The sequence below is a fragment of the Streptomyces sp. NBC_01166 genome, from assembly GCF_045039765.1.
GTDB lineage: Bacteria > Actinomycetota > Actinomycetes > Streptomycetales > Streptomycetaceae > Streptomyces.
Window position 1 is genome coordinate 3,518,472 of record NZ_CP108613.1, and the last position, 26,075, is coordinate 3,544,546.

General features: G+C 69.9%; 21 protein-coding genes and 1 tRNA gene. 7 read left to right on the plus strand and 15 right to left on the minus strand.

What is annotated here, in order from left to right; translation table 11 throughout:
• The first annotated feature begins 153 nt into the window (after window positions 1–153).
• The 3 genes from OG379_RS16115 (at window position 154) to OG379_RS16125 (ending at window position 3,997) form a co-directional block, all read left to right on the plus strand.
• A complete protein-coding gene (locus tag OG379_RS16115) occupies window positions 154–1,197 on the plus strand; it encodes an SGNH/GDSL hydrolase family protein (protein ID WP_405668529.1) in 1,044 nt (347 codons plus the stop codon).
• A 160-nt stretch (window positions 1,198–1,357) separates the two neighbouring features.
• On the plus strand, window positions 1,358–2,578 hold the full coding sequence (locus OG379_RS16120) for an acetyl-CoA C-acetyltransferase (protein WP_393758958.1): 1,221 nt from the start codon (window positions 1,358–1,360) through the stop codon (window positions 2,576–2,578).
• 582 nt (window positions 2,579–3,160) lie between these two features.
• The gene (locus OG379_RS16125) at window positions 3,161–3,997 is read left to right on the plus strand and encodes a hypothetical protein (RefSeq protein WP_405663335.1); all 837 of its coding nucleotides are present in this window, start codon (window positions 3,161–3,163) and stop codon (window positions 3,995–3,997) included.
• Here the strand turns inward: OG379_RS16125 and OG379_RS16130 are convergent.
• The gene (locus OG379_RS16130; protein ID WP_393758954.1) at window positions 3,994–4,323 is read right to left on the minus strand and encodes a hypothetical protein; all 330 of its coding nucleotides are present in this window, start codon (window positions 4,321–4,323) and stop codon (window positions 3,994–3,996) included. The two genes, OG379_RS16125 and OG379_RS16130, sit on opposite strands and share 4 nt — an antisense overlap.
• A gap of 100 nt (window positions 4,324–4,423) precedes the next feature.
• Here OG379_RS16130 and OG379_RS16135 point away from each other — a divergent pair, with 100 nt between their 5' ends.
• Window positions 4,424–4,654, plus strand: coding sequence for a DUF4287 domain-containing protein (locus tag OG379_RS16135; RefSeq protein WP_393758952.1), 231 nt, complete (start codon window positions 4,424–4,426; stop codon window positions 4,652–4,654).
• An 85-nt stretch (window positions 4,655–4,739) separates the two neighbouring features.
• On the opposite strand, the gene OG379_RS16140 is transcribed toward OG379_RS16135, so the two are convergent.
• The 8 genes from OG379_RS16140 to OG379_RS16175 form a co-directional block, all read right to left on the minus strand.
• Window positions 4,740–5,627 (minus strand): Bax inhibitor-1/YccA family protein, encoded by an 888-nt coding sequence (locus OG379_RS16140; RefSeq protein WP_393758950.1) that lies wholly within the window; start codon window positions 5,625–5,627, stop codon window positions 4,740–4,742.
• Window positions 5,628–5,928: 301 nt separating this feature from the next.
• Window positions 5,929–6,015 (minus strand) — tRNA-Leu (locus OG379_RS16145).
• Between the two features lie 249 nt (window positions 6,016–6,264).
• Window positions 6,265–8,673 (minus strand): glycosyl hydrolase 2 galactose-binding domain-containing protein, encoded by a 2,409-nt coding sequence (locus OG379_RS16150; protein WP_405663338.1) that lies wholly within the window; start codon window positions 8,671–8,673, stop codon window positions 6,265–6,267.
• On the minus strand, window positions 8,670–9,563 hold the full coding sequence (locus OG379_RS16155) for an ATP-binding cassette domain-containing protein (RefSeq protein WP_405663341.1): 894 nt from the start codon (window positions 9,561–9,563) through the stop codon (window positions 8,670–8,672). Before OG379_RS16155 ends, OG379_RS16150 begins: the two co-directional genes overlap by 4 nt.
• Entirely contained in the window at window positions 9,563–10,507 is a 945-nt protein-coding gene (locus tag OG379_RS16160) for an ABC transporter ATP-binding protein (RefSeq protein WP_405663343.1), read from the minus strand. The genes OG379_RS16155 and OG379_RS16160 overlap by 1 nt, the downstream gene beginning before the upstream one ends.
• Window positions 10,508–10,511: 4 nt before the next feature.
• Window positions 10,512–11,417, minus strand: a complete 906-nt coding sequence (locus OG379_RS16165; RefSeq protein ID WP_405663346.1) for an ABC transporter permease — start codon at window positions 11,415–11,417, stop codon at window positions 10,512–10,514.
• Window positions 11,414–12,409: an ABC transporter permease gene (locus OG379_RS16170; RefSeq protein ID WP_393758811.1), complete on the minus strand. Its 996-nt coding sequence runs from the start codon at window positions 12,407–12,409 to the stop codon at window positions 11,414–11,416. Before OG379_RS16170 ends, OG379_RS16165 begins: the two co-directional genes overlap by 4 nt.
• 89 nt (window positions 12,410–12,498) lie before the next feature.
• Complete coding sequence (locus OG379_RS16175) at window positions 12,499–14,232, minus strand: ABC transporter substrate-binding protein (protein ID WP_405663349.1); 1,734 nt, start codon at window positions 14,230–14,232, stop codon at window positions 12,499–12,501.
• Window positions 14,233–14,456: 224 nt separating this feature from the next.
• Between OG379_RS16175 and OG379_RS16180 the strand changes: the two genes are divergently transcribed.
• The 3 genes from OG379_RS16180 to OG379_RS16190 all read left to right on the plus strand — a co-directional run bounded on the left by OG379_RS16180 (window position 14,457) and on the right by OG379_RS16190 (window position 18,998).
• The gene (locus OG379_RS16180) at window positions 14,457–15,476 is read left to right on the plus strand and encodes a LacI family DNA-binding transcriptional regulator (protein WP_405663352.1); all 1,020 of its coding nucleotides are present in this window, start codon (window positions 14,457–14,459) and stop codon (window positions 15,474–15,476) included.
• 123 nt (window positions 15,477–15,599) lie between these two features.
• Window positions 15,600–16,409, plus strand: coding sequence for an ABC transporter ATP-binding protein (locus OG379_RS16185; RefSeq protein WP_405663355.1), 810 nt, complete (start codon window positions 15,600–15,602; stop codon window positions 16,407–16,409).
• Window positions 16,410–16,469: 60 nt separating this feature from the next.
• Complete coding sequence (locus tag OG379_RS16190) at window positions 16,470–18,998, plus strand: ABC transporter permease (protein ID WP_405663356.1); 2,529 nt, start codon at window positions 16,470–16,472, stop codon at window positions 18,996–18,998.
• 59 nt (window positions 18,999–19,057) lie between these two features.
• On the opposite strand, the gene OG379_RS16195 is transcribed toward OG379_RS16190, so the two are convergent.
• The 6 genes from OG379_RS16195 to eno form a co-directional block, all read right to left on the minus strand.
• Complete coding sequence (locus OG379_RS16195) at window positions 19,058–20,362, minus strand: class I SAM-dependent methyltransferase (RefSeq protein ID WP_405663359.1); 1,305 nt, start codon at window positions 20,360–20,362, stop codon at window positions 19,058–19,060.
• Between the two features lie 251 nt (window positions 20,363–20,613).
• Entirely contained in the window at window positions 20,614–22,017 is a 1,404-nt protein-coding gene (locus OG379_RS16200; protein WP_393758801.1) for an NAD(P)/FAD-dependent oxidoreductase, read from the minus strand.
• A 448-nt stretch (window positions 22,018–22,465) separates the two neighbouring features.
• Window positions 22,466–23,407: an exopolyphosphatase gene (locus OG379_RS16205; RefSeq protein WP_405663361.1), complete on the minus strand. Its 942-nt coding sequence runs from the start codon at window positions 23,405–23,407 to the stop codon at window positions 22,466–22,468.
• A gap of 34 nt (window positions 23,408–23,441) precedes the next feature.
• A complete protein-coding gene (locus OG379_RS16210; protein ID WP_393759009.1) occupies window positions 23,442–23,987 on the minus strand; it encodes a DUF501 domain-containing protein in 546 nt (181 codons plus the stop codon).
• 88 nt (window positions 23,988–24,075) lie between these two features.
• Window positions 24,076–24,546, minus strand: coding sequence for a septum formation initiator family protein (locus OG379_RS16215; protein ID WP_393758797.1), 471 nt, complete (start codon window positions 24,544–24,546; stop codon window positions 24,076–24,078).
• A gap of 94 nt (window positions 24,547–24,640) precedes the next feature.
• Window positions 24,641–25,927 (minus strand): phosphopyruvate hydratase, encoded by a 1,287-nt coding sequence (eno, locus tag OG379_RS16220; RefSeq protein ID WP_014155837.1) that lies wholly within the window; start codon window positions 25,925–25,927, stop codon window positions 24,641–24,643.
• Window positions 25,928–26,075: the final 148 nt, after the last annotated feature.

The following is a 26,075-nucleotide window of genomic DNA, read 5'->3' on the forward strand; positions in this document are numbered from 1 at the left end:
TGTACTCCGGGATCTCCGTAATGGTCAGGCAAGAGTATGCGTACGGGCAGGAGATTGGACCGAGCGATTGAGCTACGCCCTCCACGGGGCAGGTAGTGCTGTGTACGGCTGTACGGCACGGAGGAGGTGGACCGGACTGTGTCGAGAGCGAGGGTGGCGCGGCGGATCGCAGCGGGTGCGGCCTATGGGGGCGGCAGCGTAGGGCTGATCGGTGCCGCGACGGTGGGACTGGTGCTGGCCGAGGTACAGCTGGCGAAGCGGCAGGTGGGCGGGGGTAAGGCCCCGGTCCCGCCGAGTGCGGACGGGCGGTACGGGGTGGCGTTCGCCGGCCCCTCCGATCCGTTGCGCTTCGTCCTGCTGGGTGACTCGACGGCAGCCGGCCAGGGGGTGCGGAGAGCCGGCCAGACCCCGGGCGCGCTGCTGGCCTCCGGGCTGGCGGCGGTGGCCGAACGCCCGGTGGATCTCCGGAACGTGGCCCTGCCGGGGGCCCGGTCGGACGATCTGGAGCGGCAGGTGTCCCTGGTGCTGGCCGATCCGTCAGGGGTGCCGGACGTCTGCGCGATCATGATCGGCGCGAACGACGTGACCCACCGGATGCCGGCGACACAGTCGGTGCGCTGTCTCAGCACGGCCGTACGGAGGCTGCGTACGGCAGGCGCCGAGGTCGTCGTGGGCACCTGCCCGGACCTGGGCACGATCGAGCCGGTCTACCAGCCCTTGCGGTGGCTGGCCCGGCGGGTGAGCCGGCAGCTGGCGGCGGCCCAGACGATCGGCGCGGTGGAACAGGGCGGGCGGACCGTCTCGCTGGGCGACCTGCTCGGTCCGGAGTTCGAGGCGAACCCCCGGGAGCTCTTCGGTCCCGACAACTACCACCCCTCGGCCGAGGGGTACGCGACGGCTTCGATGGCGATGCTGCCGACCCTGTGCGCGGCTCTCGGCCTGTGGCCGGAGTCCGACCACCTGGACGGTTCCCGCCGCGAGGGCATGCTGCCGGTCGCCAAGGCCGCTTCCCGTGCCGCGCGCGAGGCGGGCACCGAGGTGACGGGGGCACGCGCGCCCTGGGCCCTGCTCAAGCACCGCCGGCGCCGGCGGCTTCCCGCCCATACGGAACCGGTGCCGCACGACGGCACGGGGACGGACACGGACGGCGGGCCGACACCGGGGCGCGGGTCGGGGGCGACGTGGCGGCGGGCCTGAGCGCGACGTCCCGCCGCCGCGGGAACATTCCGGGAAACTGAGCGGTTGCTTAGAAAAGAGGTCCGCATCACATCGCCTGTTGGGTGACCTCAGCTATACGTCCGGGTAACTTCCAAGGCAGCCCAGCCTTCCTGCCTTCCAGCCCTCATGGAGCCGCGTGATGCCCGAAGCCGTGATCGTCTCTGCTGCCCGTTCGCCCATCGGCCGGGCCTTCAAGGGGTCCCTCAAGGACCTGCGCGCGGACGACCTGACCGCGACCATCATCCAGACGGCGCTGGCCAAGGTCCCCGAGCTGGACCCGAAGGACATCGACGACCTGATGCTCGGCTGCGGCCTTCCCGGTGGCGAGCAGGGCAACAACCTGGGCCGCATCATCGCCGTACAGATGGGGATGGACCACCTCCCCGGCTGCACGGTCACCCGCTACTGCTCGTCCTCGCTCCAGACCAGCCGCATGGCGCTGCACGCCATCAAGGCCGGCGAGGGCGACGTCTTCATCTCCGCCGGTGTCGAGATGGTGTCCCGCTTCACCAAGGGGAACTCCGACAGCCTGCCGGACACGCACAACCCGCTCTTCGCCGACGCCGAGGCGCGCACCGCCGCCCGCGCCGAGCAGGAGGGCACGAGCTGGACCGACCCGCGCGAGGAGGGCCTCGTCCCGGACGCGTACATCGCGATGGGGCAGACCGCCGAGAACCTGGCCCGGATCAAGGGCGTCACCCGTCAGGACATGGACGAGTTCGGCGTGCGGTCGCAGAACCTCGCCGAGGAGGCCATCAAGAACGGCTTCTGGGAGCGCGAGATCACCCCCGTGACCACGCCGGACGGCACGGTCGTCTCGAAGGACGACGGCCCCCGCGCCGGCGTCACCCTGGAGGGTGTGCAGGGCCTGAAGCCGGTGTTCCGCCCCGACGGGCTCGTCACCGCCGCCAACTGCTGCCCGCTCAACGACGGCGCCGCCGCACTGGTGATCATGTCCGACACCAAGGCGCGCGAGCTGGGTCTGACCCCGCTGGCCCGCATCGTCTCGACGGGCGTTTCCGGCCTGTCCCCCGAGATCATGGGTTACGGCCCCGTCGAGGCCAGCAAGCAGGCGCTCAAGCGCGCCGGGCTGACCATCGACGACATCGACCTGGCCGAGATCAACGAGGCGTTCGCCGCCCAGGTCATCCCCTCCTACCGTGACCTCGGCCTGCCGCTGGACAAGGTCAACGTCAACGGTGGCGCGATCGCCGTGGGCCACCCCTTCGGCATGACCGGCGCCCGCATCACCGGCACGCTGATCAACAGCCTGCAGTTCCACGACAAGCAGTTCGGCCTGGAGACGATGTGCGTCGGCGGCGGCCAGGGCATGGCCATGGTCATCGAGCGGCTGAGCTGAGCCGCAGCGGAGGGTAGGGGTCGCCCGAGGAACGAGGGCGGCACCTGCCCGCAGCGCAGGCGAAGCTCAGCGCGACCACAGGCACAGAGCGGCTGAGCTGAGCCGCAGCGGAGGGTTGGGGGCACCCCCGGCCGAAGGCTGGGGGAGGGTCGCCCGAGGAACGAGGGCGGCACCTGCCCGCAGCGCAGGCGAAGCTCAGCGCGACCACAAGCCATGGGCGGCTGAGCTGAGCCGCAGCGGAGGGTAGGGGTCGCCCGAGGAACGAGGGCGGCACCTGCCCGCAGCGCAGGCGAAGCTCAGCGCGACCACAAGCCATGGGCGGCTGAGCTGAGCCGCAGCCGGCTGCGGCTGACCGCAGCCCAGGGGCCGCGTTGAATCGAGCCGAGCTCCGATCGTGACCGAATCTCCCCCAGGATGTGATCTGCGTCCCGGGGGAGAGTCGTTTCTGCAGGTCACACCAGACGCGGAGCTAAACACCAGGCCCAAAGACCTGTCCAATTCGTGACGTAATGCACTGACAGCAGGCATCGGTACAGGACAAGCTGATGTAGGAAGTCGGGGGTGTCGATTGAAACCGGGAGTATGTCAGTGAGCGCCATGCCGTTTGCCCTGTTGCTGACCACCGCCGCTGCCACGGCTGTCGGCGCCGCCGCTCTGCACGCTGCTCACGGGCTGCGTAAGCAGGTCACAGCCCTGCGCACGGAGCTGGCGGAGGGACGCAGCCCGCACGCGTCCGTGCCCGAGCAGCAGAACCGGAGCACCGGCACACCCGCCGAGGAGATACGCGCGGCGGTCGCCGAGGCGCTCGCCGAGGAGCGGGAGCGCGAGCTCGCCGAGGCCCGCGCCTTCTGGGCGGCCCAGGAAGCACGCGACGCCGCCGACGCCCCGTCCCTGCTGGGCGGGCTCGGCGAGGACGTTCCGTTCTTCATGCCCCGCCAGACCGACTTTGCGGGCCTGGAGGCGATGGACCTCGAAGCCGGGGACGCGCTGGACGAGCTCGCCGACATGCCCGAGGTCACCGAGTACGCGGAGTACGCCGAGGACTCCCCCGAGCTGGCCGCGGCCCGTCGCCGCCACCCGTCACACCCGGACTTCGTTCCCGTGCAGACACCTGTTGTCACCGACCATGAGCGTACCGTGAACAGGCTGGAACGGCTCGCCGATACCGGTACGGAGCTCACCGACGTGCGGCCGGGCCCCCTCGGGACTCTCGATGTGTACGTCTTCGCCGACGGCACCACGCTCTGTATGACCCCGGGCCACCGGGAGACCGCCGAGCGGCTCGCCGACTCGCTGCGCTCCGGTGAGCAGCCGGTTCTGCTGGGCGGTTCGGGAGTCTCCGGCGCCTACGCGCTGACGTTCTCGTGCGGCGAGGAGAACGTCTACATCCTCGCCGACCGCGTCATCGCCTCCTTCTAGCGCGGCCCGGGTGCGAACGCCCGCACCGCCGCCTCCTCGACACACCGCACGGCCTCGTCCAGCTCCTGGGACGAGGCCGTTTCCAGTGCCACGGCCAGGTCCCGCCCGGCGACCGCGAGCTGGTCGCCGACCGCGAATATCCCGGCGTCCGGCATGGTCCTCGGCTCCCGGCCCGGGGCTTCGGCGCGCTGGGCCCGGGCGGACAGCTCCCTCGCCGTCGCCAGGGCCTCGGCGGCCGCACCGCGTTGCAGCCGACTCTGCGGGGTACTCCGCAGCCGGTCGGCGAAACGGTCCACGGCGGTGATCAGGGGCGTCGTATCAAGCACGCCGTGACCCTACGCGCCCCCGCAGGATGGTTGCCAACGCGCCGATGCTCGGGCACGGTGTCGGGAAGGACCAGCAACGCGCACTGCGTCGGAGGCGCCGATGTCGCATGTCTTCTCCGAAGAAACCCATCGCAACCTGCTCTCCCGGATTCCCCATTGCACCGGTCGTGACATCTCCGACTGGCTCCGCACGGTCGACGAAGGCCCCTCCCTCTTCCGCTTCGAGGAGAAGGTCAGCTGGCTGCGGAGCGAACACGACCTCACCTACGGCCACGCCAAGGCGATCATCCACGAGTACGACCTGAGGCGGGCCGCGCGGAAGCTCCTGTGAGCCACGCACTCCCCCGCGACGACGAAACGGAACGGCCCGCAGGCGATGAGCCTGCGGGCCGTCCCGTCGTCGTCGTGCCTACGGGTCAGTCGTTCCCGTTGAGGATGGAGAGCAGACGCAGCATCTCCAGGTAGATCCACACCAGGGTCAGGGTGAGGCCGAAGGCCGCCAGCCAGGACTCCTCGCGCGGTGCGCCGTAGTTGATGCCGTCCTCGACCTGCTTGAAGTCCAGGGCCAGGAAGCACGCGCCGAGGATGATGCCGATGACTCCGAAGAGGATGCCAAGACCACCGCTGCGGAAGCCGAGGCCGTCACCGCCGCCGAACACGCTGAACAGCAGGTTGACCATCATCAGGAGCACGAAGCCCACGGCCGCGGCCATCACGAAGCCGTAGAACCGGCGGGTGACGCGGATCCAGCGCATCTTGTACGCGATGAGGACACCGGCGAAGACACACATGGTGCCCATCACCGCCTGCATCACCGTGCCGGGGCTGATGTAGGTGCTGACCGTGCTGGAGATCACTCCGAGGAAGACACCCTCGAAGGCCGCGTAGGCGAGGATCAGCGCCGGCGCGGGCTTGCGCTTGAAGGACTGGATGATCGCGAAGACGAACGCGATCAGGGCGGCGCCGATGGCGATGCCGTAGGACTTGCCGAGATTGGCCTCGTCGACCGGCAGCAGGGCCCAGGAGAGCGCGGCGGTGAGCACCACGGTGCCCAGCGTCATGGCCGTACGCGTGACGACGTCGTCGATCGTCATCGCGCCGGAGCGCGCGGGCGCCTGCGGGGCGCCGTACTGGGTGTCCTGCTGGGCGTAGGGGTTCGTGGCGTACGGGTTCGCGGCGGTGCCCTGCGCGTACGGGTTGGCACCCGCTGCGGGGGCCCCGGCCTGCGGCGCCGCGTTGAAGCCCGCGTAGCCGTTGTCGCGGCTGAACCCCCGTCGCGAGAAGACCGGGTTGCTGCTCCTCATTTCACTCCTCCATGGCCACCTCGCGCGGCCTTGCGTCAAGAGTAATGGGTAGGCAAAAGAATCACCCTAGTACCGGAGGAGGATCTTCACGGAGGCCGATGGCCCCGGCCCCTCCCGTGCGGCACCGGAAACCCTCGTACCCGCCGGGCGCATCCGCAAAATGCGTGCGCGGGCGACCGCCCGGCCGCCGCGCACGCACAGTGATCACCCGATACGGGGAACGTGACCACCGGCGGGGACGGGCCTAAGAGGTTGACAGCTGAAGTACCGTGCGGCCGCCCGGGCTCCACCGACCGTGCGGTGGTGCCCGGAGCCGGACTCGAACCGGCACGCCCCCGAGGAGGCAGCGAGGTTTAAGCTCGCCGTGTCTGCATTCCACCACCCGGGCGTGGGCGCGCGGCTCCGCTTTGGCACAAGACCCTATCCGGGGGCATCCCTCGAACAGCGGAACATCCACTCGATGTTGTCTTATTTTATTGACCGTGTGAGGGACCGTCAGACACTTCGCACCGCATCAGCACACGCCCGGCCCGGTCGGGGGGTACGAACCCCGGCAAACGGGAATGACGGAAAGTCGCCGCACCCGCACGGCCCAATACGCCATGGGCCGCGCCACCGTTCGCCAGGGCTCGCCACCTCAGCCGTCGACGGTGTCGTTGACGCACCGGAGAACCGGCCGTGAGCGCAGCGCCTCCGGGTCCTTCAGCACCGCGCCCGTGACATGGAACACGGCGCTCTCACCGGGCAGCAGCGTGACGAGCATGTCGTCCACCTCCGCCGCCGGATCCAGCCGGTCGGGGAAGAGCGCGACATCGCGCAGCAGTGTCCGCGCCGTCACCGTGACCCGGTAACCGATACCCGATTCGTCACCCTGGGTGACCGTGGCGTGATACCGCGCCGGCGGCAGCGCGAGACGGGTGTCCTCCTCGTAGAACTCCACCACCCGCTGTTCACCCAGCTCCGCCACCAGCACCTCGCGGGTGCTGTCGTCCGGGTCGGCGACCGAGGACGGCAGGGGCACACGGGTGACGCCACGGGCCGCCGTTCCCACCACGACCGTCTCCTCGGCCAGGACCGCGCCCTCCAGGGAGCGCCGGGTCAGCCGCAGCGTGCCCTCCCACGGGCGGGCGGAGTCGTTGACCAGGTGCAGGGCTCCGTCCCGTACGGCCATCAGCCGGTCCGCGTACACGGCGCGCAGGGCGTACCAGAGCGGCTTGCGACGGCCGTCCCCGTCGACGGCCGACCAGGAGACGACCGGCCAGCAGTCGTTGAGCTGCCATACGACCGCACCCATGCAGTACGGGCTGTGCGAGCGGAAGTGGCGGATCCCGAAGGCCACCGCGCGGGCCTGGTTGAGCTGGGTGAGCCAGTGCCAGTCGTCGAAACCGGACGGCTGCGGGAGATGGTCCCCCAGGCCCCGCAGCAGCTTGGCGTCGCCGTCCTCCGCCTTCTGGTGGTGGGCGAGCAGCGGGGCGGCCGGCCCGAGCGGGCCGCTGACGGCGCGGCGCAGCGTGGCGTACGCGGCCGGGCCCTGGAAGCCGAACTCGGCGACGAAACGGTGGGCGGTGTCGGCGTAGTGCCGGTAGTCGACCCGGTTCCACACCTCCCAGAGGTGGACCGTCCCCAGGGCGGGGTCGTTCGGGGGCAGCTCCGGGGACCCGGAGTAGGGCGACCCCGGCCAGTACGGACGCGAAGGATCGGTCTCGGCACAGAGGGCCGGCAGCAGCTCGTGGTAGTAGCCGTGGCCCCAGGTGCGGCCCTCCAGCTTCTCCTGCCACCCCCAGTCCGCGTGGCCCTCCAGGTTCTCGTTGTTGCCGCACCACAGCACCAGCGAGGGGTGCGGGGCGAGCCGGACGAGGTTCTCACGTACCTCCGCGGCCACCTCGTCGTACAGCGGCTGCTCCTCCGGGTAGGCCGCACAGGCGAACGGGAAGTCCTGCCAGACCAGGAGCCCCTTCTCGTCGCACAGCTCGTAGAAGTCGTCGCTCTCGTAGAGGCCGCCGCCCCAGACGCGGATCAGGTTGACGCCCGCGGCAACCGCCTGGTCGAGGCGGTCCGAGACCCGCTGCCGGGTGATCCGGGCGGGGAAGCAGTCGTCCGGGATCCAGTTCACCCCGCGTACGAAGACGGGCTCGTCGTTGACGGAGACACGGAACGCCTCGCGCTCCAGGGTGACGCCCCGGAAGCCCGTCCTGCCGCTCCACGCGTCGTCACCGAGGCGGACGGTGACGTCGTACAGGGGCTGTTCGCCGTGGCTGTGCGGCCACCAGCGCGCCGCCCCGGGGACGGGGAGCGTGACGGTGGCGCGGTCCTGCCCTGCGGGAATGCCGAGCACGGCCCGTTCTCCGGCCACCTCGACCGTCGCCTCCAGGGGGCCGTCCCCGGCACCCCGGCCGACATCGAGGCTGACCGCCAGGCGCGGCACCCCGTCCTCGTCGAGGTCGGCGAGGACCTTCACCTCGGCGATACGCGGGCCGGTCCAGGACTCCAGCGCGACCGGCCGCCAGATGCCCGAGGTGACGAGGGTCGGCCCCCAGTCCCAGCCGAAGTTGCAGGCCATCTTGCGGATGAAGGCGTACGGCTCCGCATACGCGCCGGGCCGGTCGCCGAGCTTGTCGCGCAGCGCCTCGGCGTAGGTGTACGGGGCGGTGAAGCGGACGGCGAGGGTGTTGGCCCCCTCGCGCAGCAGCGGCCGGACGGGGAAGCGGTAGCCGCGGTGCTGATTGGCGGTGGAGCCGATCTCCGCGCCGTTGAGCAGGACGGTGGCGACGGTGTCGAGGCCGTCGAAGCACAGGTCGGTGAACTCGTGCTCGTCGGCGGACCACTCGAAGTCGGTGCGGTACGTCCAGTCGGTGCGGCCGATCCAGCCGAGCCGGCTCTCGTTGTCGTCCAGGTAGGGGTCGTCGATCAGCCCGGCGGCCAGCAGGTCGGTGTGCACGCAGCCGGGAACGGCCGCCGGAACGCCGCCCGCGGGGAGCCCCACCGGTACGGCGCTGTCGGCCCGGAGCGTCCAGCCGTCGTGCAGGGGCAGATGGCGAGGGGTCACGCGGAGGTCCTTCCGCAGTCGGGGAGTCCGGCGCAGGCGACGAAGTGGTCCGGCTCGGTCTCGTACAGGTCGCTGTTCCCCGCGCCCCCTTCGTGGAAGGCGCAGGCACCCACGGGTTCGGCCGGCGTCCAGGGCTGGTTCAGCCGGGGCACCGCGGCCAGGAGTGTGCGGGTGTAGGGGTGGAGGGGGTTGCCGAAGACCTTCTGGGTGTCGCCGCGTTCGACGACGCGGCCGTTCCTCAGCACCACGGTCTTCTCGGCGAGGTAGGTGCCGAGCGAGAGGTCGTGGGTGATGTAGAGGACCCCGAGGCCGCGTTCCTTGAGTCCGGCGAGGAGGTTGAGGACGTCGATGCGGGTGGAGGCGTCGAGCATGCTGGTGATCTCGTCGGCGACCAGGAAACGCAGGTCGAGCAGGAGTGCGCGGGCGATGAGCAGGCGCTGCAGCTGGCCGCCGCTGAGCTGGTGCGGGTAGCGGCCGAGCACCTGCCCGGGGTCCAGGCGTACGTCCCGTACCGCCTTCTCCACCCGGTCGTCCCACTCCTTGTCGGAGACGCCCGGGTGGTAGGCGCGGCGGACGAGGGCGAAGACGCGGTCGGCCTTGAAGACGGGGTTGTAGCAGCTGAAGGGGTCCTGGAAGACGCCCTGGACCCGGCGGTAGAAGTCCTTGCCCGGCCGGACCTGTTCGCCGTCCAGGGTGAGGCTGCCGGCGCTGACCCGGGTGAGCCCCAGGACCATGCGGCCGATGGTGGACTTCCCGCTGCCGCTCTCGCCGATGAGCGAGACCAGTTCGCCGGGCGCCGCCTCGAAGGACACCCGGTCGACGGCGGTGACCGATCCGCCGCCGAAGGCGCCGGCCCGGAAGGTCTTGGTGACACGGTCGAGGGTCAGCATCAGGCCGCCTTCCAGCATGCGACGGTGTGGCGGGGGGCGACCTCGACGACCGGCGGCTCCTCGGCGCACCCGCTGTCGGCGAGCGGGCAGCGGTCGCGGAAGCGGCAGCCCGCCGGCGGGTTCAGCAGGGAGGGCGGGGAGCCCTCGATGCCGCTGAGCGGCTTGTCCTTGTACCGGGCGCCCACCTGGGGCAGCGAACCGATCAGCATCTTCGTGTACGGGTGGCGCGGAGCGGTCGTCAGCACCTTCGTGGGCGCCTTCTCGGCGAGCTTGCCCGCGTACATCACCATGATCGAGTCGGCGATGTGCGAGGTGAGCCCGAGGTCGTGGGTCACGAAGATCATGCTGGTGACCAGGCCCTTGTCGCGGAGACCCGTGAGGGCTCCCACGACCGCCTGCTGGTTGGAGACGTCCAGGGCCGAGGTGACCTCGTCGGCGATGAGGACGGACGGGTCGAGCAGCGTGGAGATCACCATGACGGCGCGCTGCTTCATGCCGCCGGACAGCTCGATCGGATAGCGGTCCAGCACATCGCGTTCCAGGCCGACCAGGGCGAGCCTGCGGTGCAGTTCGCCGGTGTCCACGGTGACGCCGCGCGAGGCGAGGAGCTCGCGGATCATGCGGCCGATGCGGCGGGTCGGGTTGAGCGCGCTCATCGAGTACTGCGGGACGAGCGAGATCTTGTGGAAGCGGTAGGCGTTCATCGCACGGTCGTCGGACAGCGGCAGTTCGTCGCCGTCCAGCGTCACGGTGCCGCCCACGTGCCGCATCCGGCCGTCGAGCCGGATGAGGGACTTGCCCAGGGTGGTCTTGCCGCAGCCGGACTCGCCCGCCAGGCCCAGGATCTCGCCGTCCGCCAGGTCGAAGCCGACGCCGTCCAGGGCCCGGACCTCGCCACGCAGCGTGCGGTAGTGGACCCGCAGATCGTTGACGGTCAGGGTCATGAGCTCAGGACTCCCTCAGCTTCGGGTTGAAGACCTCGTCGAGGCCCACGTTGGCGACATAGAGCGCGCCGACGATCGCGGTGATCCCGGCGCCCGGCGGAACGAACCACCACCACATGCCCAGTTGGAGCGCGCTCCACTGCTGGGCGCTCTGCAGCATCAGGCCGAGCGATACGCCCTCGGTCGGGCCGAGCCCGATGAAGTCGAGCGAGGAGGCGATGAGGATGGACCCGCCGAAGAGCAGGATGAACATCATGAAGAGGTACGAGCTCATGTTGGGCGCGATCTCGCGGAACACGATCCGCCAGGTGCCGCTCCCGCTGAGCCGGGCCAGGTCGACGAACTCCCGGGTCCGCAGCGAGAACGTCTGCGCCCTGATGGCGCGGGCCGCCCAGGGCCACGAGGTCAGGCCGATGAACAGGCCCTGCACGGCGACGCTGCGCACCCCCATGTAGGCGTTGATGATCAGCAGGACGGCGAGGGCGGGGATCACCAGGACGACGTTGGTGAGCATGTTGAGGATCTCGTCGACGACCCCGCCCCGGTAGCCGGCGAGGAAGCCGACGACCATGGCGATGACGGCGGCGATGGCCCCGCCGACGACGCCCACCAGGAAGGTCGCGCGCAGCCCGTGCACGAACTGCGCGTACACGTCCTGGCCGAAGGTGGTGGTGCCCATCCAGTACGTGCCGTCCGGCGCGGACGCCTGCGGGCCCACGTACTCGTTGGGGTTGCCGTTGTCGAGCAGCATCGGTCCCACGACGCCGGTCGCGAGCAGGATGACGACGAGGGTCACGCCGATGATCAGCTTGGGATTGCGCACCGCGTAGTGCAGCGACTCGCGGCCCGGCTTGGCCACGGGGGCCCCGGCGGAGGGGGCCTCGGGCGCCGGGTCGGGCAGTGTGCTCATGACGTGCCTCCTGCCATGCCCGTACGGGTGCGGGGGTCGACGATGACGTACACGATGTCGATGAGGAAGTTGGCGATCAGTACGCCGATGACGATGAACAGGAACGCGCCCTGGAGCAGGAAGAAGTCCTGGTTCTGGATCGCCGCCAGGATCAGTGAGCCGAGCCCCGGATAGGCGAAGACGATCTCGGTGACGAGCGCTCCGGCGACCAGCACACCGAGCTGGAGCGCCAGGCCGGTGACCTGGGGCAGCACGGCGTTGCGGAACGCGTAGCGGCGGATGAGCCGCTGAGGGGCGCCGAGGGCGGAGAGATAGGAGGAGTAGTCGGACTCCAGCTCGTAAATGATCATGTTGCGCATGCCGATGGCCCAGCCGCCGAGCGCGACGAGGAAGAGCGAGAGGAACGGCAGCACCCAGTGGTGCAGCGCGTCGAGTACGAAGTCGCCGTTCCAGCCGGGCTGGATGTCCAGGCTGTAGCCCCCGGATATGGGGAACCAGCCGGCCTTCGCTCCCAGCGCCCAGGCGAGGATGACGGCGATCCACATGTACGGCATGGCCGTCAGCAGATAGCCGGCCGGCAGCACGGTGTTGTCGAGGACCTTGCGGCGGGCGGACAGCGCGCCGATCCAGTTGCCCACGAACCAGCTGAGCAGGACGGCCGGGATCATCAGGCCGAGCGTGTACGGGAGCGCGTCGAGCAGGACGTCGCCGACGGGCGTGGGGAAGACGAAGATGGAGATGCCGAAGTCGCCCTGGAGCAGAGCCCCCCAGAAGTGGAGGTACTGCTGCCACAGCGGTTCGTCGAAGCCGAACAGGTTGTTGTAATAGGTGCGCATCGCCTCGGCGGCCTCCGGCTGCGAGACGCGGGCGCGGGCGACCATGGCGGAGACCGGGTCACCGGGCATGAAGCGCGGGATCATCCAGTTGACGGTGACGGCGACGACGAACGTCAGTCCGTAGATGAGAAGTTTGCGGGCGAAATAGCGGCGCAAGGGTGCTCCCCTGGTGGAGAGCCCCGCCGTGCGCGCACGGTCAGGTGCACGCGCACGGCGGGGCGGTCATGGAGTCGGCGGCAGCCGCGTCACTTGGCGGGCTTCAGCTGCGTGAGCGTCTCGAAGCCGCCCATCTCCAGCCAGTTGCGCCAGAGGGCCGGCGCCGTCTTGGGGGCTCCGGCTGCGTCCGACGGCCAGTTCTTCCAGGTACCGGTGGTGGACTGCGACCAGAGGCCGTTGTACCAGAGCGGGATGATGGGCATCTCGGTCAGCTGGATGTCCTGGATCTTCGAGACGGCGGCCTTCATGCCCGCCGTGTCGTCGGTCTTGACCCCGCCGAGCTCCTGCACCAGCTTCCAGGCCTCCTCGTTCTCGTAGCGTCCGAAGTTCACCGTGTTCTGCTGCTTCTGGACCGGCAGCTGGAAGATGTAGTCGTAGTACGTCCACGGGGTGTTGGACAGCTGACGCTCGTTGTTGATGACGAGGTCGAAGTCCCCCTTGCCGCGCTGCTCGTTGAGAGCGTTCTGGTCGGGGAACTCGGTGCTGATCCTGATGCCCGCGTCCTTGGCCCCCGAGGCGATGACCTTGGCCGCCTCCATCCAGTCCGTCCAGCCCGAGGGCACGGCCAGCTTCAGGCTGAGGGCGGAGCCGTCCTTGTTCTCGACGAAGCCGTCGCCGTCCTTGTCCTTGTAGCCGGCGTCCGCGAGCTCCTTCTTCGCCGCGGCGGCGTCGTGCGTGAAGCCCTTCTCCGCGATGAGGGCCTTGTCGTCGAACTGCTCCCACTGCGGCAGCAGACCGGTCGGGGAGGCCGGCTTGACCAGGTCGCCGTAGACACCCTTGACGATCTTCCCGGTGTCGACGGACGCGGCGAGCGCCCGCCGGAAGGCGGCGTCGTCCATCGGCTTCTTGGTGGTGTTGGGCACCAGCCAGGCGGTGTTGGCCGACAGCATGTACGGCGCCTTGTCGTAGTACGACACGACCTTCTTGCTCTTGATCAGCGAGGACGCGCCGGGCAGGAAGTTGTTGCTGAGGTCCAGCTGGCCCTGGCCCAGCTGGCCGATCACCACTTCGTTGCTCGGATTGGAGACGTCGACGATGTAGCGGGGCGCCGGCGTCATGCTCAGCGCCTCGGTGCCCCACCAGTCCTCCCGCCGCTCCCAGACGACCCGGTCCTGGGTCTTGCTCTTCAGCTTGTAGGCCCCGGTGCCGACCGGCTTGTCGTTGACGCCGTTGAGGATGTCCTCGTCGGTGCGCGAGCTCCAGACGTGCTCGGGGACGATCGGCTGGCCGTAGAGGGTGTAGTCCCACTCCTGGTAGCGGGCCTCCTTGAAGGTGAAGCGGACCGTGGAGCCGTCCACCGCCTTCGCGTCGGACAGCCAGCTCCACAGCGAGTGGAAGGCGGAGGCCTCGATCTTGCCCAGGCCGTAGGAGTACGCCACGTCCTCGGCGGTGAGCGGCTTGCCGTCGGCCCAGGTGACACCCTGGCGCAGCTTCACCTCGTACGTCTTGTCGTCGGTCCAGCTGCCGGACTCCGCGAGCCAGGGCGTCAGCTTGCCCTCGTTCGGGTCGAAGTGGAACAGCGTCTCGTAGACCAGGCCCTTGGTGCCGGTCGCGTGGTCCCAGTTGCGCAGCGGGTTGTAGTTGGCCGGAGGCCCCCACTGGGTGCCGGTCGTGTAGAGCGTCTCGTTGCGCGGCAGTGAGCCGCCCTTGCCGACCGCCCCGCCGGTGCCGCCCGCCCCCGAACCGCCTCCCGTGCACGCGGTCGCGGCGAGTGTGAACACGGCGAGTGCGGTGGTGACCCGCAGCCGGGTACGCGTACCCATAGCCCCTCCTTCTCCCCCGCGCGTCCCTGCCGAGCGGAGTTACTGAACCGGGTAAGTGCCCGTGAAGGTATGGGGGCCCCGCAGCGGTGTCAAGGGAGCGGGAGCGCTCCCATTCCAGATTTTCCAGGGACTTCCGAAGAGGTCTGGACCGCACCGGGGAAGACAGAGGTCAGGGGCTTGCGGCTAAGATGCGCGCTGAACACGAACCGGTTAAGCGAGGTCGCATGCCCAAGCACCGCCCCACGATCGCCGACATCGCGCGACGCGCCGGGGTATCGAAGGTCGCGGTGTCGTACGCCCTGAACGACCGCCCCGGGGTCTCCCCCGCGACCCGCGCCTCCATCAAGGCCATCGCGCAGGAGATCGGCTGGCGCCCCAACAGCGCGGCCCGCGCCCTCACCCACGCCCGGGCCGACACCGTGGGACTGGCCCTGTCCCGGCCGGCCAGGATGCTCGGCGTCGAGCCGTTCTTCATGGAGCTGATCAGCGGCATCGAGACCGAACTGTCGGCCCGCGGCTGCGCCCTGCTCCTCCAGGTCGTCACCGACCCCGCGCAGGAGCTGGAGATGTACCGCCGCTGGTGGGGCGAGGGCCGGGTGGACGGGGTCTTCCTCGCCGACCTGCGCTCCCCCGACCCGCGGATCGAGGGCATCACCGAGCTGGGCATGCCGGCCGTCGTGATCGGCCACCCCTCGGCTGCCGGCTCCCTCACCCCCGTGTGGTCGGACGACTCGGCGGCGCTGCGGGACACCCTCACGTATCTGACCGCGCTCGGCCATCGCTCCGTCGCCAGGGTCGCCGGTCTGCCCGAGCTGATCCACACCCAGCTGCGCGACCGCGCCCAGCGCGAGATCAGCGCCGAACTGGGACTGGACGAACCCGTCGTGGTGCACACCGACTACTCCGGCGAGGAGGGCGCCCACGCCACGCGCCGGCTGATCAGCTCGGCCGCGCGGCCGACCGCCGTCATCTACGACAACGACATCATGGCCGTCGCCGGGCTGTCGGTCGCGCAGGAGATGGGGCTGGACGTCCCCGCCGACCTCTCGCTGGTCGCCTGGGACGACTCCCAGCTCTCCCGCGTCGTGCGTCCCCCGCTGACCGCGCTGAGCAGGGACATCCCCGCGTACGGCACCCACGCCGCCCGCACCCTCCTGGCGATGGTGGCCGACGGCTCAGCCCCCGGCTTCGAGGACGCGGCGGCCCGCCTGGTGCCCCGCGGATCCACCGCCCCGCCCCGCTGACGGCCCGGACACTCAGGGTCGGCCTCCTACCTCAGGTGTACGCCGGGGCCCGGCAGGTGCGACTCAAGAGGGCCCCCGGAACGGGCACGGGGACTGACGACCCGGCGGGATCCAGCGGTGAGGATGGAGGGGTCCCCGCGAAACAGTCGAACCAGGAGTACCCCTGTGACCACCACCACCGTTCACCGCACCACCGCGGTCGCCGCCCGCGCGACGGAGCTGTCGAAGGTCTACGGCGCGGGTGAGACCCAGGTGGTCGCCCTCGACCGGGTGACCGTGGACTTCCCGCAGGGGGAATTCACCGCGATCATGGGTCCGTCGGGGTCCGGGAAGTCCACGCTGATGCACTGCGTGGCCGGTCTCGACAGCTTCAGCAGCGGCTCCGTGCGCATCGGTGAGACCGAGCTCGGGACACTGAAGGACAAGCAGCTCACGCAGCTGCGCCGGGACAAGATCGGCTTCATCTTCCAGGCCTTCAACCTGCTGCCCACGCTGACCGCCCTGGAGAACATCACCCTGCCGATGGACATCGCCGGCCGTAAGCCCGATGCCGCCTGGCTCCAGAAGGTCATCGACATGGTGGGCCTCTCCGAGCGGCTGAAGCACCGCCCCACGGAGCTCTCCGGGGGCCAGCAGCAGCGCGTCGCGGTCGCCCGCGCCCTGGCCTCGCAGCCGGAGATCATCTTCGGTGACGAGCCGACCGGGAACCTCGACTCCCGCTCCGGCGCCGAGGTCCTCGGCTTCCTGCGCAACTCGGTGCGCGAGCTCGGCCAGACCGTGGTGATGGTGACCCACGACCCGGTGGCCGCCTCCTACGCGGACCGCGTCGTGTTCCTCGCGGACGGCGCGGTCGTCGACCAGATGATGAACCCCACCGCCGACGGGGTCCTCGACCGGATGAAGGCGTTCGACGCGAAGGGCCGCACCAGCTGACGTCCCAGAGGCTGTCGCACCACCCTTCCGCACTCCGAACTCCCCCCAGGAATTGACGACATGTTCCGTACCGCCGTGCGCAATGTCCTTGCGCACAAGGCCAGGCTGCTGATGACCGTGCTCGCCGTGATGCTCGGCGTCGCGTTCGTCTCGGGCACCCTGGTCTTCACCGACACACTCGGCAACGCCTTCCGCAACCAGTCCGCCAAGAACTACGACAAGGTGGCCGTCGCCGTCACCACCTGGGCCGAGCGCGGCGACGAGGAGACTCCCGCCATCGACGCGGCCACCCTCGACAAGATCAAGGACCTCGACGGCGTGGCCGATGCCACCGGACGGGTCTCCGGGTTCGCCGGCGTCGCCGACACCGACGGCAAGCTCATCGGAAACGGCTGGTCCAACACCGGCTCCAACTACTCCCCCGGTGCCGACGGCAAGGACGCCCAGTACTCGTTCACCGAGGGCACGGGCCCGGTCGAGGCCGGGCAGATCGCCCTCGACAGGACCTCCGCGGACAAGGGCGACTACCACGTCGGCGAGAAGGTGCGGGTCGCCACGAACGGGCCGGTGAAGGAGTACACCCTCTCCGGGATCTTCACCACCGAGGACGGCGCCGTGAACGCGGGCGGCAGCCTGGTCCTCTTCGACACCGAGATCGCCCAGCAGCTCTACCTGCGGCCCGGTGAGTTCAAGGACGTCACCGTGACCGCCGCGGCCGGCGCGTCCGACCAGAAGCTGCTGGACGCCGTGAAGCCCCTCCTCCCGAAGGACGCCGAGGCCAAGACGGGCGCGGCCCTCGCGGACGAGGAGGCCGAGATGACCGAGTCCGGCCTCAAGAGCCTCAACTCGATGCTGCTCGCCTTCGCGGCCATCGCGCTCTTCGTCGGTGTGTTCCTGATCGCCAACACGTTCACCATGCTCATCGCCCAGCGCACCAAGGAACTCGCCCTGATGCGCGCCGTCGGCGCCTCCCGCCGGCAGGTCAAGCGGGCCATCCTGCTCGAAGCCGGTGTCGTCGGCCTGATCGCCTCGGTGATCGGCTTCGTCCTCGGCGTCGGCCTCGCGACGGGGCTGCGCTCCGCGATGGGCATGTTCGGCGGGAAGATCCCGGCCGGTCCGCTGGTCGTCTCCCCCACCGCGGTCGGCTCCGCCTTCGCCGTCGGTGTGCTGATCACCGTGTTCGCCGCCTGGCTGCCCGCCCGTCGCGCCGCCAAGATCCCGCCGGTGGCCGCGATGAGCAGCGTGCACGCGGTGGCCACCACCAAGTCGCTGGTCGTGCGCAACTCGTTCGGCGCGGTCATCACCCTCATCGGGTCCGCCCTGATCGTCGCCGGTGCCGCACAGGGCGACGAGAACGGCCGCTGGCTCCTCGGCGGCGGGGCCTTCCTCGCCCTCATCGGTGTCATCGTGCTCATCCCGCTGCTCTCACGGCCGGTCATCGCCCTGGCGCGTCCGCTCCTGCGGGGCGTGTTCGGGGTCTCCGGCAAGCTGGCCGCGCAGAACGCGGTCCGCAACCCGCGGCGTACCGGAGCCACTGCCTCCGCCCTGGCGATCGGGCTCACCCTGGTCACCGGTATCTCCGTCCTCGGCGTCACGCTCGGCCAGGCCATCGACAAGATGACGACGGACAACATCCGGGCCGACTACATGGTGTCCATGGCCAGCGGGGACCCGCTCGACGAGTCGGCTGTCACCGCCCTGCGCAAGGCGGACGGCGTCGCGGCGGCATCCCCGCAGCGGTCCCTCTGGCCCTCCGTCGGTGACGAGGTCGTCTCGGCCTCCGGAGTCACCCCGGGTGATGTCGAGAAGGTCTTCAACCTGAAGACGGTCTCCGGTTCGCTGTCGTCGCTCGAGGACGGCGAGATCGCCGTCGACCGCAAGACCGCGAAGTCGCGCGGCTGGAAGACCGGCGACAGCCTTCCCATGACGTTCCAGGACGACAAGAAGGAGACCCTGAAGGTCGGCGCGCTCTACGAGGGCAACGAGTTCCTCTCCCCGGTCCTGATCCCCGAGGACATCGCCGACCCGCACGAGACCCTCTCGGACATCCGCGAGGTCTGGCTGACCATGGACGGCGGCCAGAGCGAGGCCAACGAGAAGGCCGTGATCGACGCGCTCGGCGACAACCCGGCGATGAGCGTCGTGGACCGCCAGGGCATCCGGGACATGTTCGGCGGGTTCATCAACACCGCGCTGAACATCATGTACGCGCTGCTGGCCATGGCCCTGATCATCGCCGTACTCGGAGTCGTCAACACGCTGGCCATGTCGGTCTTCGAACGCCAGCAGGAGATCGGCATGCTGCGGGCGATCGGTCTCGACCGGCGCAGGGTCAAGCGCATGATCCGGCTGGAGGCCGTCGTCATCTCGCTCTTCGGAGCGGTGGTCGGAGTGGGCCTCGGTACGTTCCTCGGCTGGGCGATCGGCAAGAGCCTGTCCGCCTCGATCCCGGGCTACGCCCTGGTCATCCCGTGGGACCGGCTCGCGATCTTCCTGGTGCTGGCAGGGCTCGTGGGTGTGCTGGCCTCGCTGTGGCCGGCCCGCAGCGGCGCGAAGCTGAACATGCTGACCGCGATCAAGACGGAATAGGCGTACGCGTGAGGGCCGGTACCCGCAGCTGCGGGTACCGGCCCTTCGGCGTTCCCGGGTCAGGCGTTCGCCGACGCCGTCCAGTCGCGGGCGCGCAGCGGCATGCCCGACCCGCCGCCGTCCCGCGGCCGGACCGCGAGGATCTGGTTGACGCCGATCTTGTTGTGCTCGAAGGAGAGTGCCGAGGCGGCCATGTAGAGCCGCCACACCCTGGCCCGTCCGGGCGAGGTGGCCCGTACGGCCTCCTTCCAGTGCTTCTCCAGGTTGGCCACCCACTGACGCAGGGTCAGTGCGTAGTGCTCACGGATCGCCTCGACGTCCCGGGCCTCGAAGCCGGCCTCCTCCAGGGTGGCGACGGTGCGGCCCACCGGGGCCAGTTCGCCGTCGGGGAAGACGTAGGCGTCGATGAAGTCGTCGACGTGGTAGGCCGACTCGTCCTTCTCGGGGCGGCGGGCGATCTGGTGGTTGAGCAGCCGGCCGCCGGGCCTGAGGAGTGCGTAGAGGTCGTCGGCGTACTCACGGAAGCGGACCGAGCCCACGTGCTCGGCCATACCGATCGAGGAGATGGCGTCGTACGGCCCGTCCCTGACGTCCCGGTAGTCCTGGACCCTGATCTCGATCCGGTCGGTGAGGCCCTCCTCGGCGATGCGCTTACGGGCGAAGGCGGCCTGTTCGGTGGAGAGGGTCACTCCGGTGACGCGGGCGCCGTACTCACGGGCGGCGTGGATGGCCATGGAGCCCCAGCCGCAACCGACGTCGAGGAGGCGGTCGTCCTCCTTGAGCGCGAGCTTGCGGCAGACGAGGTCGAGCTTGTCGCGCTGGGCGTCCTCCAGGGTGGAGCCCTCCTGCCAGTAGGCGCAGGAGTAGACCATGGAGGGGCCGAGGACCATGGCGTAGAAGTCGTTGCCCACGTCGTAGTGGTGGCTGATGGCTTCCTTGTCCCGGCGCCTGGTGTGCAGCGGCCCGGTGCGGCGGCGGACCTCCTCGGCGGGCGGGGGCGGCGGCGGGTAGGGGCCGGCCAGCTGGACGAGGCCGCGGGCGAACGCCCGCACCCTGGGGTCGCGGACGGGGTGGACGGAGTCCTTCGCGTCGGCACCCCGCTCCCAGAGCAGCGAGGCGAGGGCGTCCAGGGTCGCGTACAGGTCGCCCTCGACGTCGATCTCCCCGGCCACCCAGGCGCGTGCGAGGCCCAACTCGCCCGGCTTCCAGAGCAGTCGACGCAGGGCGCGGCGGTGACGCAGGACCAGGGCGGGGGCACCCGGCGGCCCGGATTCGCTGCCGTCCCAGGCCCGGATCCGGACGGGCAGGGGCTCTCCCAGCAACTCTTCGGCAAGAGCGGTCAGCCGCGATGCGGCGTCGGCCATGGTGCACACCTCCGTGGTGGTGTTTCCGAACGTGCCTAAATTCGCATATACGCACCCGAACCGGGCCGCGACACCTCGGGGCCGCGGCGAGGTACACCAGCGACAACGTCTTCCCGCGCCCGCGCCATCCCACTCCAGGGCAATGGAACGGTAAAATAGATGCACTCACCATCTAGTTGACGGGCCCGGGAACGCCGAAGGGGCCGCCCGCACCACGGATGGCGGACGACCCCTTCGGTTCCGTACAGGCGCTAGGAGGCCTTGGCCTTTTCGCCGGTCGTGCTCTTGTCGCCTTCGGCCTTGGCCGCGACGGGAGCCGGGCTCGGCTTGGCGGCCTCGTAGAACTCCTCGCGCGGAGTCTCCATGGCGCCGAGCGAGACGACCTCGCGCTTCAGGAACATCGCCAGCGTCCAGTCCGCGAAGATCCGGATCTTACGGTTCCAGGTCGGCATGGCCATGCCGTGGTAGCCGCGGTGCATGTACCAGGCGAGACGGCCCTTGACCTTGATCTTCACCTTGCCCATGACGATCATCGCGACGCCCTTGTGCAGGCCGAGACCGGCGACCGCACCCTTGTTGGCGTGGCTGTACTCCTTCTGCGGGAAGCCCCGCATGCCGGAGATGACGTTGTCGCCGAGGACCTTCGCCTGACGCAGCGCGTGCTGGGCGTTCGGCGGGCACCATGCGTTCGGGTTGCCGGCGCGGCGGCCGACCATGTCCGGCACCTGGGCGTTGTCGCCCGCGGCCCAGATGTAGTCCGTGCCCTGCACCTGGAGCTTCTCGGAGGTGTCCACGTGACCACGCGGGCCGAGCGGCAGACCGAAGCGGGCCAGCGCCGGGTTCGGCTTCACGCCGGCCGTCCACACGATCGTGCTGGAGTCGACCTCGAGGCCGTTCTTCAGCACCACGTGACCGTCGACGCAGGAGTCCATGGAGGTCGAGAGGTAGACCTCGACACCGCGGCTCTCCAGGTGCTCCTTGCCGTACGCGCCCAGCTTCGGGCCGACCTCGGGAAGGATCTTGTCGGCGGCGTCGACCAGGATGAAGCGCATGTCCTCGCGCTTCACGCTCGTGTAGTACTTCGCCGCGTCGCGCGCCATGTCCTCGACCTCGCCGATGGTCTCCGCGCCGGCGAAGCCGCCGCCCACGAAGACGAACGTCAGCGCCTTGCGGCGGACGTCCTCATCGGTCGTCGAGTCGGCCTTGTCCAGCTGCTCGAGGACGTGGTTGCGCAGACCGATGGACTCCTCGATGCCCTTCATGCCGATGCCCTGCTCGGCGAGGCCGGGGATCGGGAAGGTGCGGGAGACCGCGCCCATCGCGATGACCAGGTAGTCGAAGGGCAGCTCGTAGGCCTCGCCGACGAGCGGCGCGACCGTGGCGACCTTGCGGTCCTGATCGATGGTCGTGACACGGCCGGTGAGAACCTCTGCCTTGGGCAGCACGCGTCGCAGCGGGACGACGACATGCCGAGGCGAGATGCTGCCGGCAGCAGCTTCGGGGAGGAAGGGCTGGTACGTCATGTACGAGCGCGGGTCGACGACCGTGACGGTCGCCTCTCCATACCGCATCTTCTTCAGAATGCGACGAGCTGCGTACAGGCCTACGTACCCACCGCCTACAACGAGGATCCTGGGACGCTCCGTGGTGCTCATGCCATCGAGTATCCACCCCCCTCGGGGGGCATGCTCGTGAGCCCCTTCACAAGGTATGCGCCACCCTCTGCTACACTTCGCCGCCCACGTGACCCAGGTCATGGTGCGGACGGGGAACCACAACGGTCCGGCGAACGTTGTTCACCACTTGTGAGCTGGACCTTGAGCCCTCCGGCGAGATGAACCACCCGCCGGGGACATGCCGTCGCCACACCCCCGAAACGCTCCCGCAGCACACCCGCGCGGGCCTCCGGGCGGCTCGCACCGCCCTCCAGGAGCAGAACTTCGCCCGGTAGGGCCGAATTCCTTGTGAAGAAGTTCACGAAGTTCGTCGGGGCGCCTCGCGAAAGCCCCCTCCGAACGGGTCCGGAGAGGGCTCCACAAGCTCAAAGGTGCAGGCCGGGAAGCGTTTGAGCGCCATCTCACCACACCGGCGCCCGCGCTGTGATCAGGCCGCCGACCAGGCGATCCCGTCGAGGATGTCGTGCTCGCTGACGACGACCTCCCGCGCACCGGTCCGCTCCATCACCGCGAGCAGGACGAGCGCCCCCGAGGCGATCACATCGACCCGGCCCGGGTGCATCGCGGGGATCGCCGCCCGCTCCTCGTGCGTCGAGGCGAGCAGCCGCGCGGTGATCTCCCGGACCTGCCCGAGGGAGACCCGGGAGTGGTGGATCGCCTCGGAGTCGTACTCCTCGAGCCCGAGCGCCATGGCGGCGACGGTGGTGACCGTCCCGGCGAGGCCGACGAGCGTCGCCGCCGAGGAGATCGGCACGCTCTCCTCCGCCAGGTCCAGGGCGGCTCCGACGTCCGCGCGGATCGCGGCGATCCGGTCGGGTGTGGGCGGGTCCACCACGGCCCCGTCCACGACCAGGTGACGCTCGGTCATGCGTACGCAGCCGATGTCCACGGACCGGGCGGCGCGGACGCGGTCGTCCCCGACGACGAACTCGGTGGAGCCGCCGCCGATGTCCACGACGAGATAGGGCTTCTCCAGGTGGTCGCTGCCCACCAGTTCCTTGGTGGCGCCGTCGAAGGAGAGCTGCGCCTCCTCGTCCCCCGTGACGACCTCCGGCTCGACCCCCAGGATGTCCAGGACGCCGCGGACGAACGTGTCGCTGTTCTCCGCGTCGCGGGAGGCGGACGTGGCGACGAACCGGATCCGCTCGGCGCCGAGCTCCTTGACCGCGTCCGCGTACTCGCGGCAGGCGTCGAAGGTGCGCTCCAGCGCCTCGGGGGCCAGCCGGCCGGTCCGGTCGACTCCCTGGCCGAGCCGGACGATCCGCATCCGGCGGTCGAGCTCGGTGAACTCTCCGGTGGCGGGGTCCACGTCGGCGACGAGCAGCCGGATGGAGTTGGTACCGCAGTCGATGGCGGCAACGCGGGTCATGGGGCTCCTGTGGTTGTACGTGTACCGCGGCGGATCAGGAAACGTCGGGCCCGGCGTCGTCGGAACCGCACGGCGTGACGCACGGCCCCTTCGCCCACCACTCCGGCAGCATCGCGATCGCCTCGTCGCCCAGCGGGTTGACCCCGGGGCCCGCCGCCAGCGAGTGGCCGACCAGGACGTGCAGGCACTTCACCCGGTCCGGCATGCCGCCCGCGCTCGGGAAGCCCTCCAGGACCTCGATGGCGTCGCGGCGCGCGATGTAGTCCTCGTGCGCGGCACGGTAGGCGGCGGCCAGCTCCGGGTCCGTGGTGAGCCGCTCGGTCATCTCCTTCATGACCCCGTTGGCCTCCAGCGTGCCGATCGCCGACGCGGCACGCGGACAGGTCAGGTAATACGTCGTCGGGAACGGCGTGCCGTCCTCCAGACGGGGCTGTGTCTCGACCACGTCCGGGTTACCGCAGGGGCAGCGGTGCGCGATGGCGCGCAGCCCGCGCGGCGGCCGGCCGAGCTGGAGCTCGAACGCGGCGATGTCCGCGGCGGTGGGCGTGGTGGATTCGGTCTGCGGAGGGGGCGTGTCCATGCCTGCCTTGAATGTCATCGGTCGGACTGTATGAATCGGTACGGGGAGAAGACGCGGCGCGGGTACGGAACCCGGCGCCGGGACGGGGTCATTCGCGGTCCGCGCTGTCGACGCCGTCCCAGAGGTTCGAGTGCCAGGGCCGCCCCGTCGCCCCCGGCTCACCCCGGCGCACCTCGGCCGCGTCCGGGTCGACCACCGTATAACCGGTCTCGCCGGGCAGCACGTAGTGCAGGTGCTGGCGCGCGAGACGGCGGATGTACGCGTCGTCCTTGAGCCGCGCCTTCTCGTCACGCAGCTCCTCGGTCCGCTGGTGCGCCTCTCGCGAGAGCCTCTCCTGGTCGGCGATCTGGTCGCGCTGGGAGATGTACTGCCGCATGGGATACGCGAGGGCGACCACCAGGGAGCAGACGATCAGCGCCAGGAACGCGGCCCGCCCGGTGAGCCTGGAGCGGCGGGCCTGGCGGCGGTTCTGGGACCGGTAGACGCGGGCCGCCGTCTGCTCACCGAGCAGTCGCAGCCTGGTCGCGGTGGAGAACCGGTCGCGGTCCTTCCCGGCCATGTCTCACGCCTCCCCGTTACGCACGTCCGTCCCCGCACACGGTACGGGACCGGATGCGGGGACGGACGGAGGCTGGTGCTCCGGACTCGGGCTGTCAGCCCTCGAAGCGGAACCGCGGGAACGCCGAACGTCCGGCGTACACAGCGGCGTCGTCGAGGATCTCCTCGATGCGCAGCAGCTGGTTGTACTTGGCGACGCGGTCCGAGCGGGCCGGGGCACCGGTCTTGATCTGGCCGCAGTTCACGGCGACGGCGAGGTCGGCGATGGTGACGTCCTCGGTCTCACCGGAGCGGTGGGACATCATGCACTTGAAGCCGTTGCGCTGGGCCAGCTCCACGGCGTCCAGGGTCTCGGTCAGCGAACCGATCTGGTTGACCTTGACGAGCAGGGCGTTGGCCGAGCCCTCCTCGATGCCGCGGGCGAGGCGCTCGGGGTTGGTGACGAACAGGTCGTCGCCGACGATCTGCACCTTGGAGCCGAGCTTGTCGGTGATGACCTTCCAGCCCGCCCAGTCGTCCTCGTACAGCGGGTCCTCGATGGAGACCAGCGGGTACGCGGAGACGAGCTCCTCGTAGTACTCGGTCATCTCGGCGGCCGAGCGGGACTTGCCCTCGAACTCGTAGACGCCGTCCTTGTAGAACTCGGACGCGGCGACGTCGAGCGCGAGCGCGATGTCGCGGCCCGGGACGTAACCGGCCTCCTTGACGGCCTCGAGGATGAGGTCGAGGGCGGCGCGGTTGGACTCGAGGTTGGGGGCGAAGCCGCCCTCGTCACCGAGACCGGTGGACAGGCCCTTGGTCTTCAGGACCTTCTTCAGGGTGTGGTAGATCTCCGCACCCCAGCGCAGGGCCTCGGAGAAGGACTCGGCGCCGATCGGCGCGATCATGAACTCCTGGATGTCCACGTTGGAGTCGGCGTGCGAGCCGCCGTTCAGGATGTTCATCATCGGAACGGGCAGCAGGTGCGCGTTCGGGCCGCCGAGGTAGCGGAACAGCGGGAGGTCGGATGCCTCGGACGCGGCGTGCGCCACGGCCAGCGAGACACCGAGGATGGCGTTGGCGCCGAGGGAGCCCTTGTTCTCGGTCGCGTCCAGGTCGAACATCGCCTGGTCGATGAGGCGCTGCTCGGTGGCGTCGTAACCGACGAGCTCCGGGCCGATCTGCTCGATCACGGCGAGGACGGCCTTCTCGACGCCCTTGCCCTGGTAGCGGTTGGGGTCACCGTCGCGAAGCTCAATGGCCTCGAACGCACCGGTGGAGGCGCCGGACGGAACAGCAGCACGTCCCGTGCTGCCGTCGTCGAGGCCAACCTCGACCTCGACCGTGGGGTTGCCCCGGGAGTCGAGGATTTCCCTGGCTACGACGACGTCGATGGACGGCACGAGGCATCTCCTTCTGGGATCTGACACTGGTTGTGCAGGGTCACTGTGGCCTTGCGCCACGAGCCTAACCGGCTCGGCGCGCTCCGTCGGCCGTACGCCCGTCCCCTGGGACGAAAAAGGACCCAAGGGCCTGCATTCCGGGCAAAGC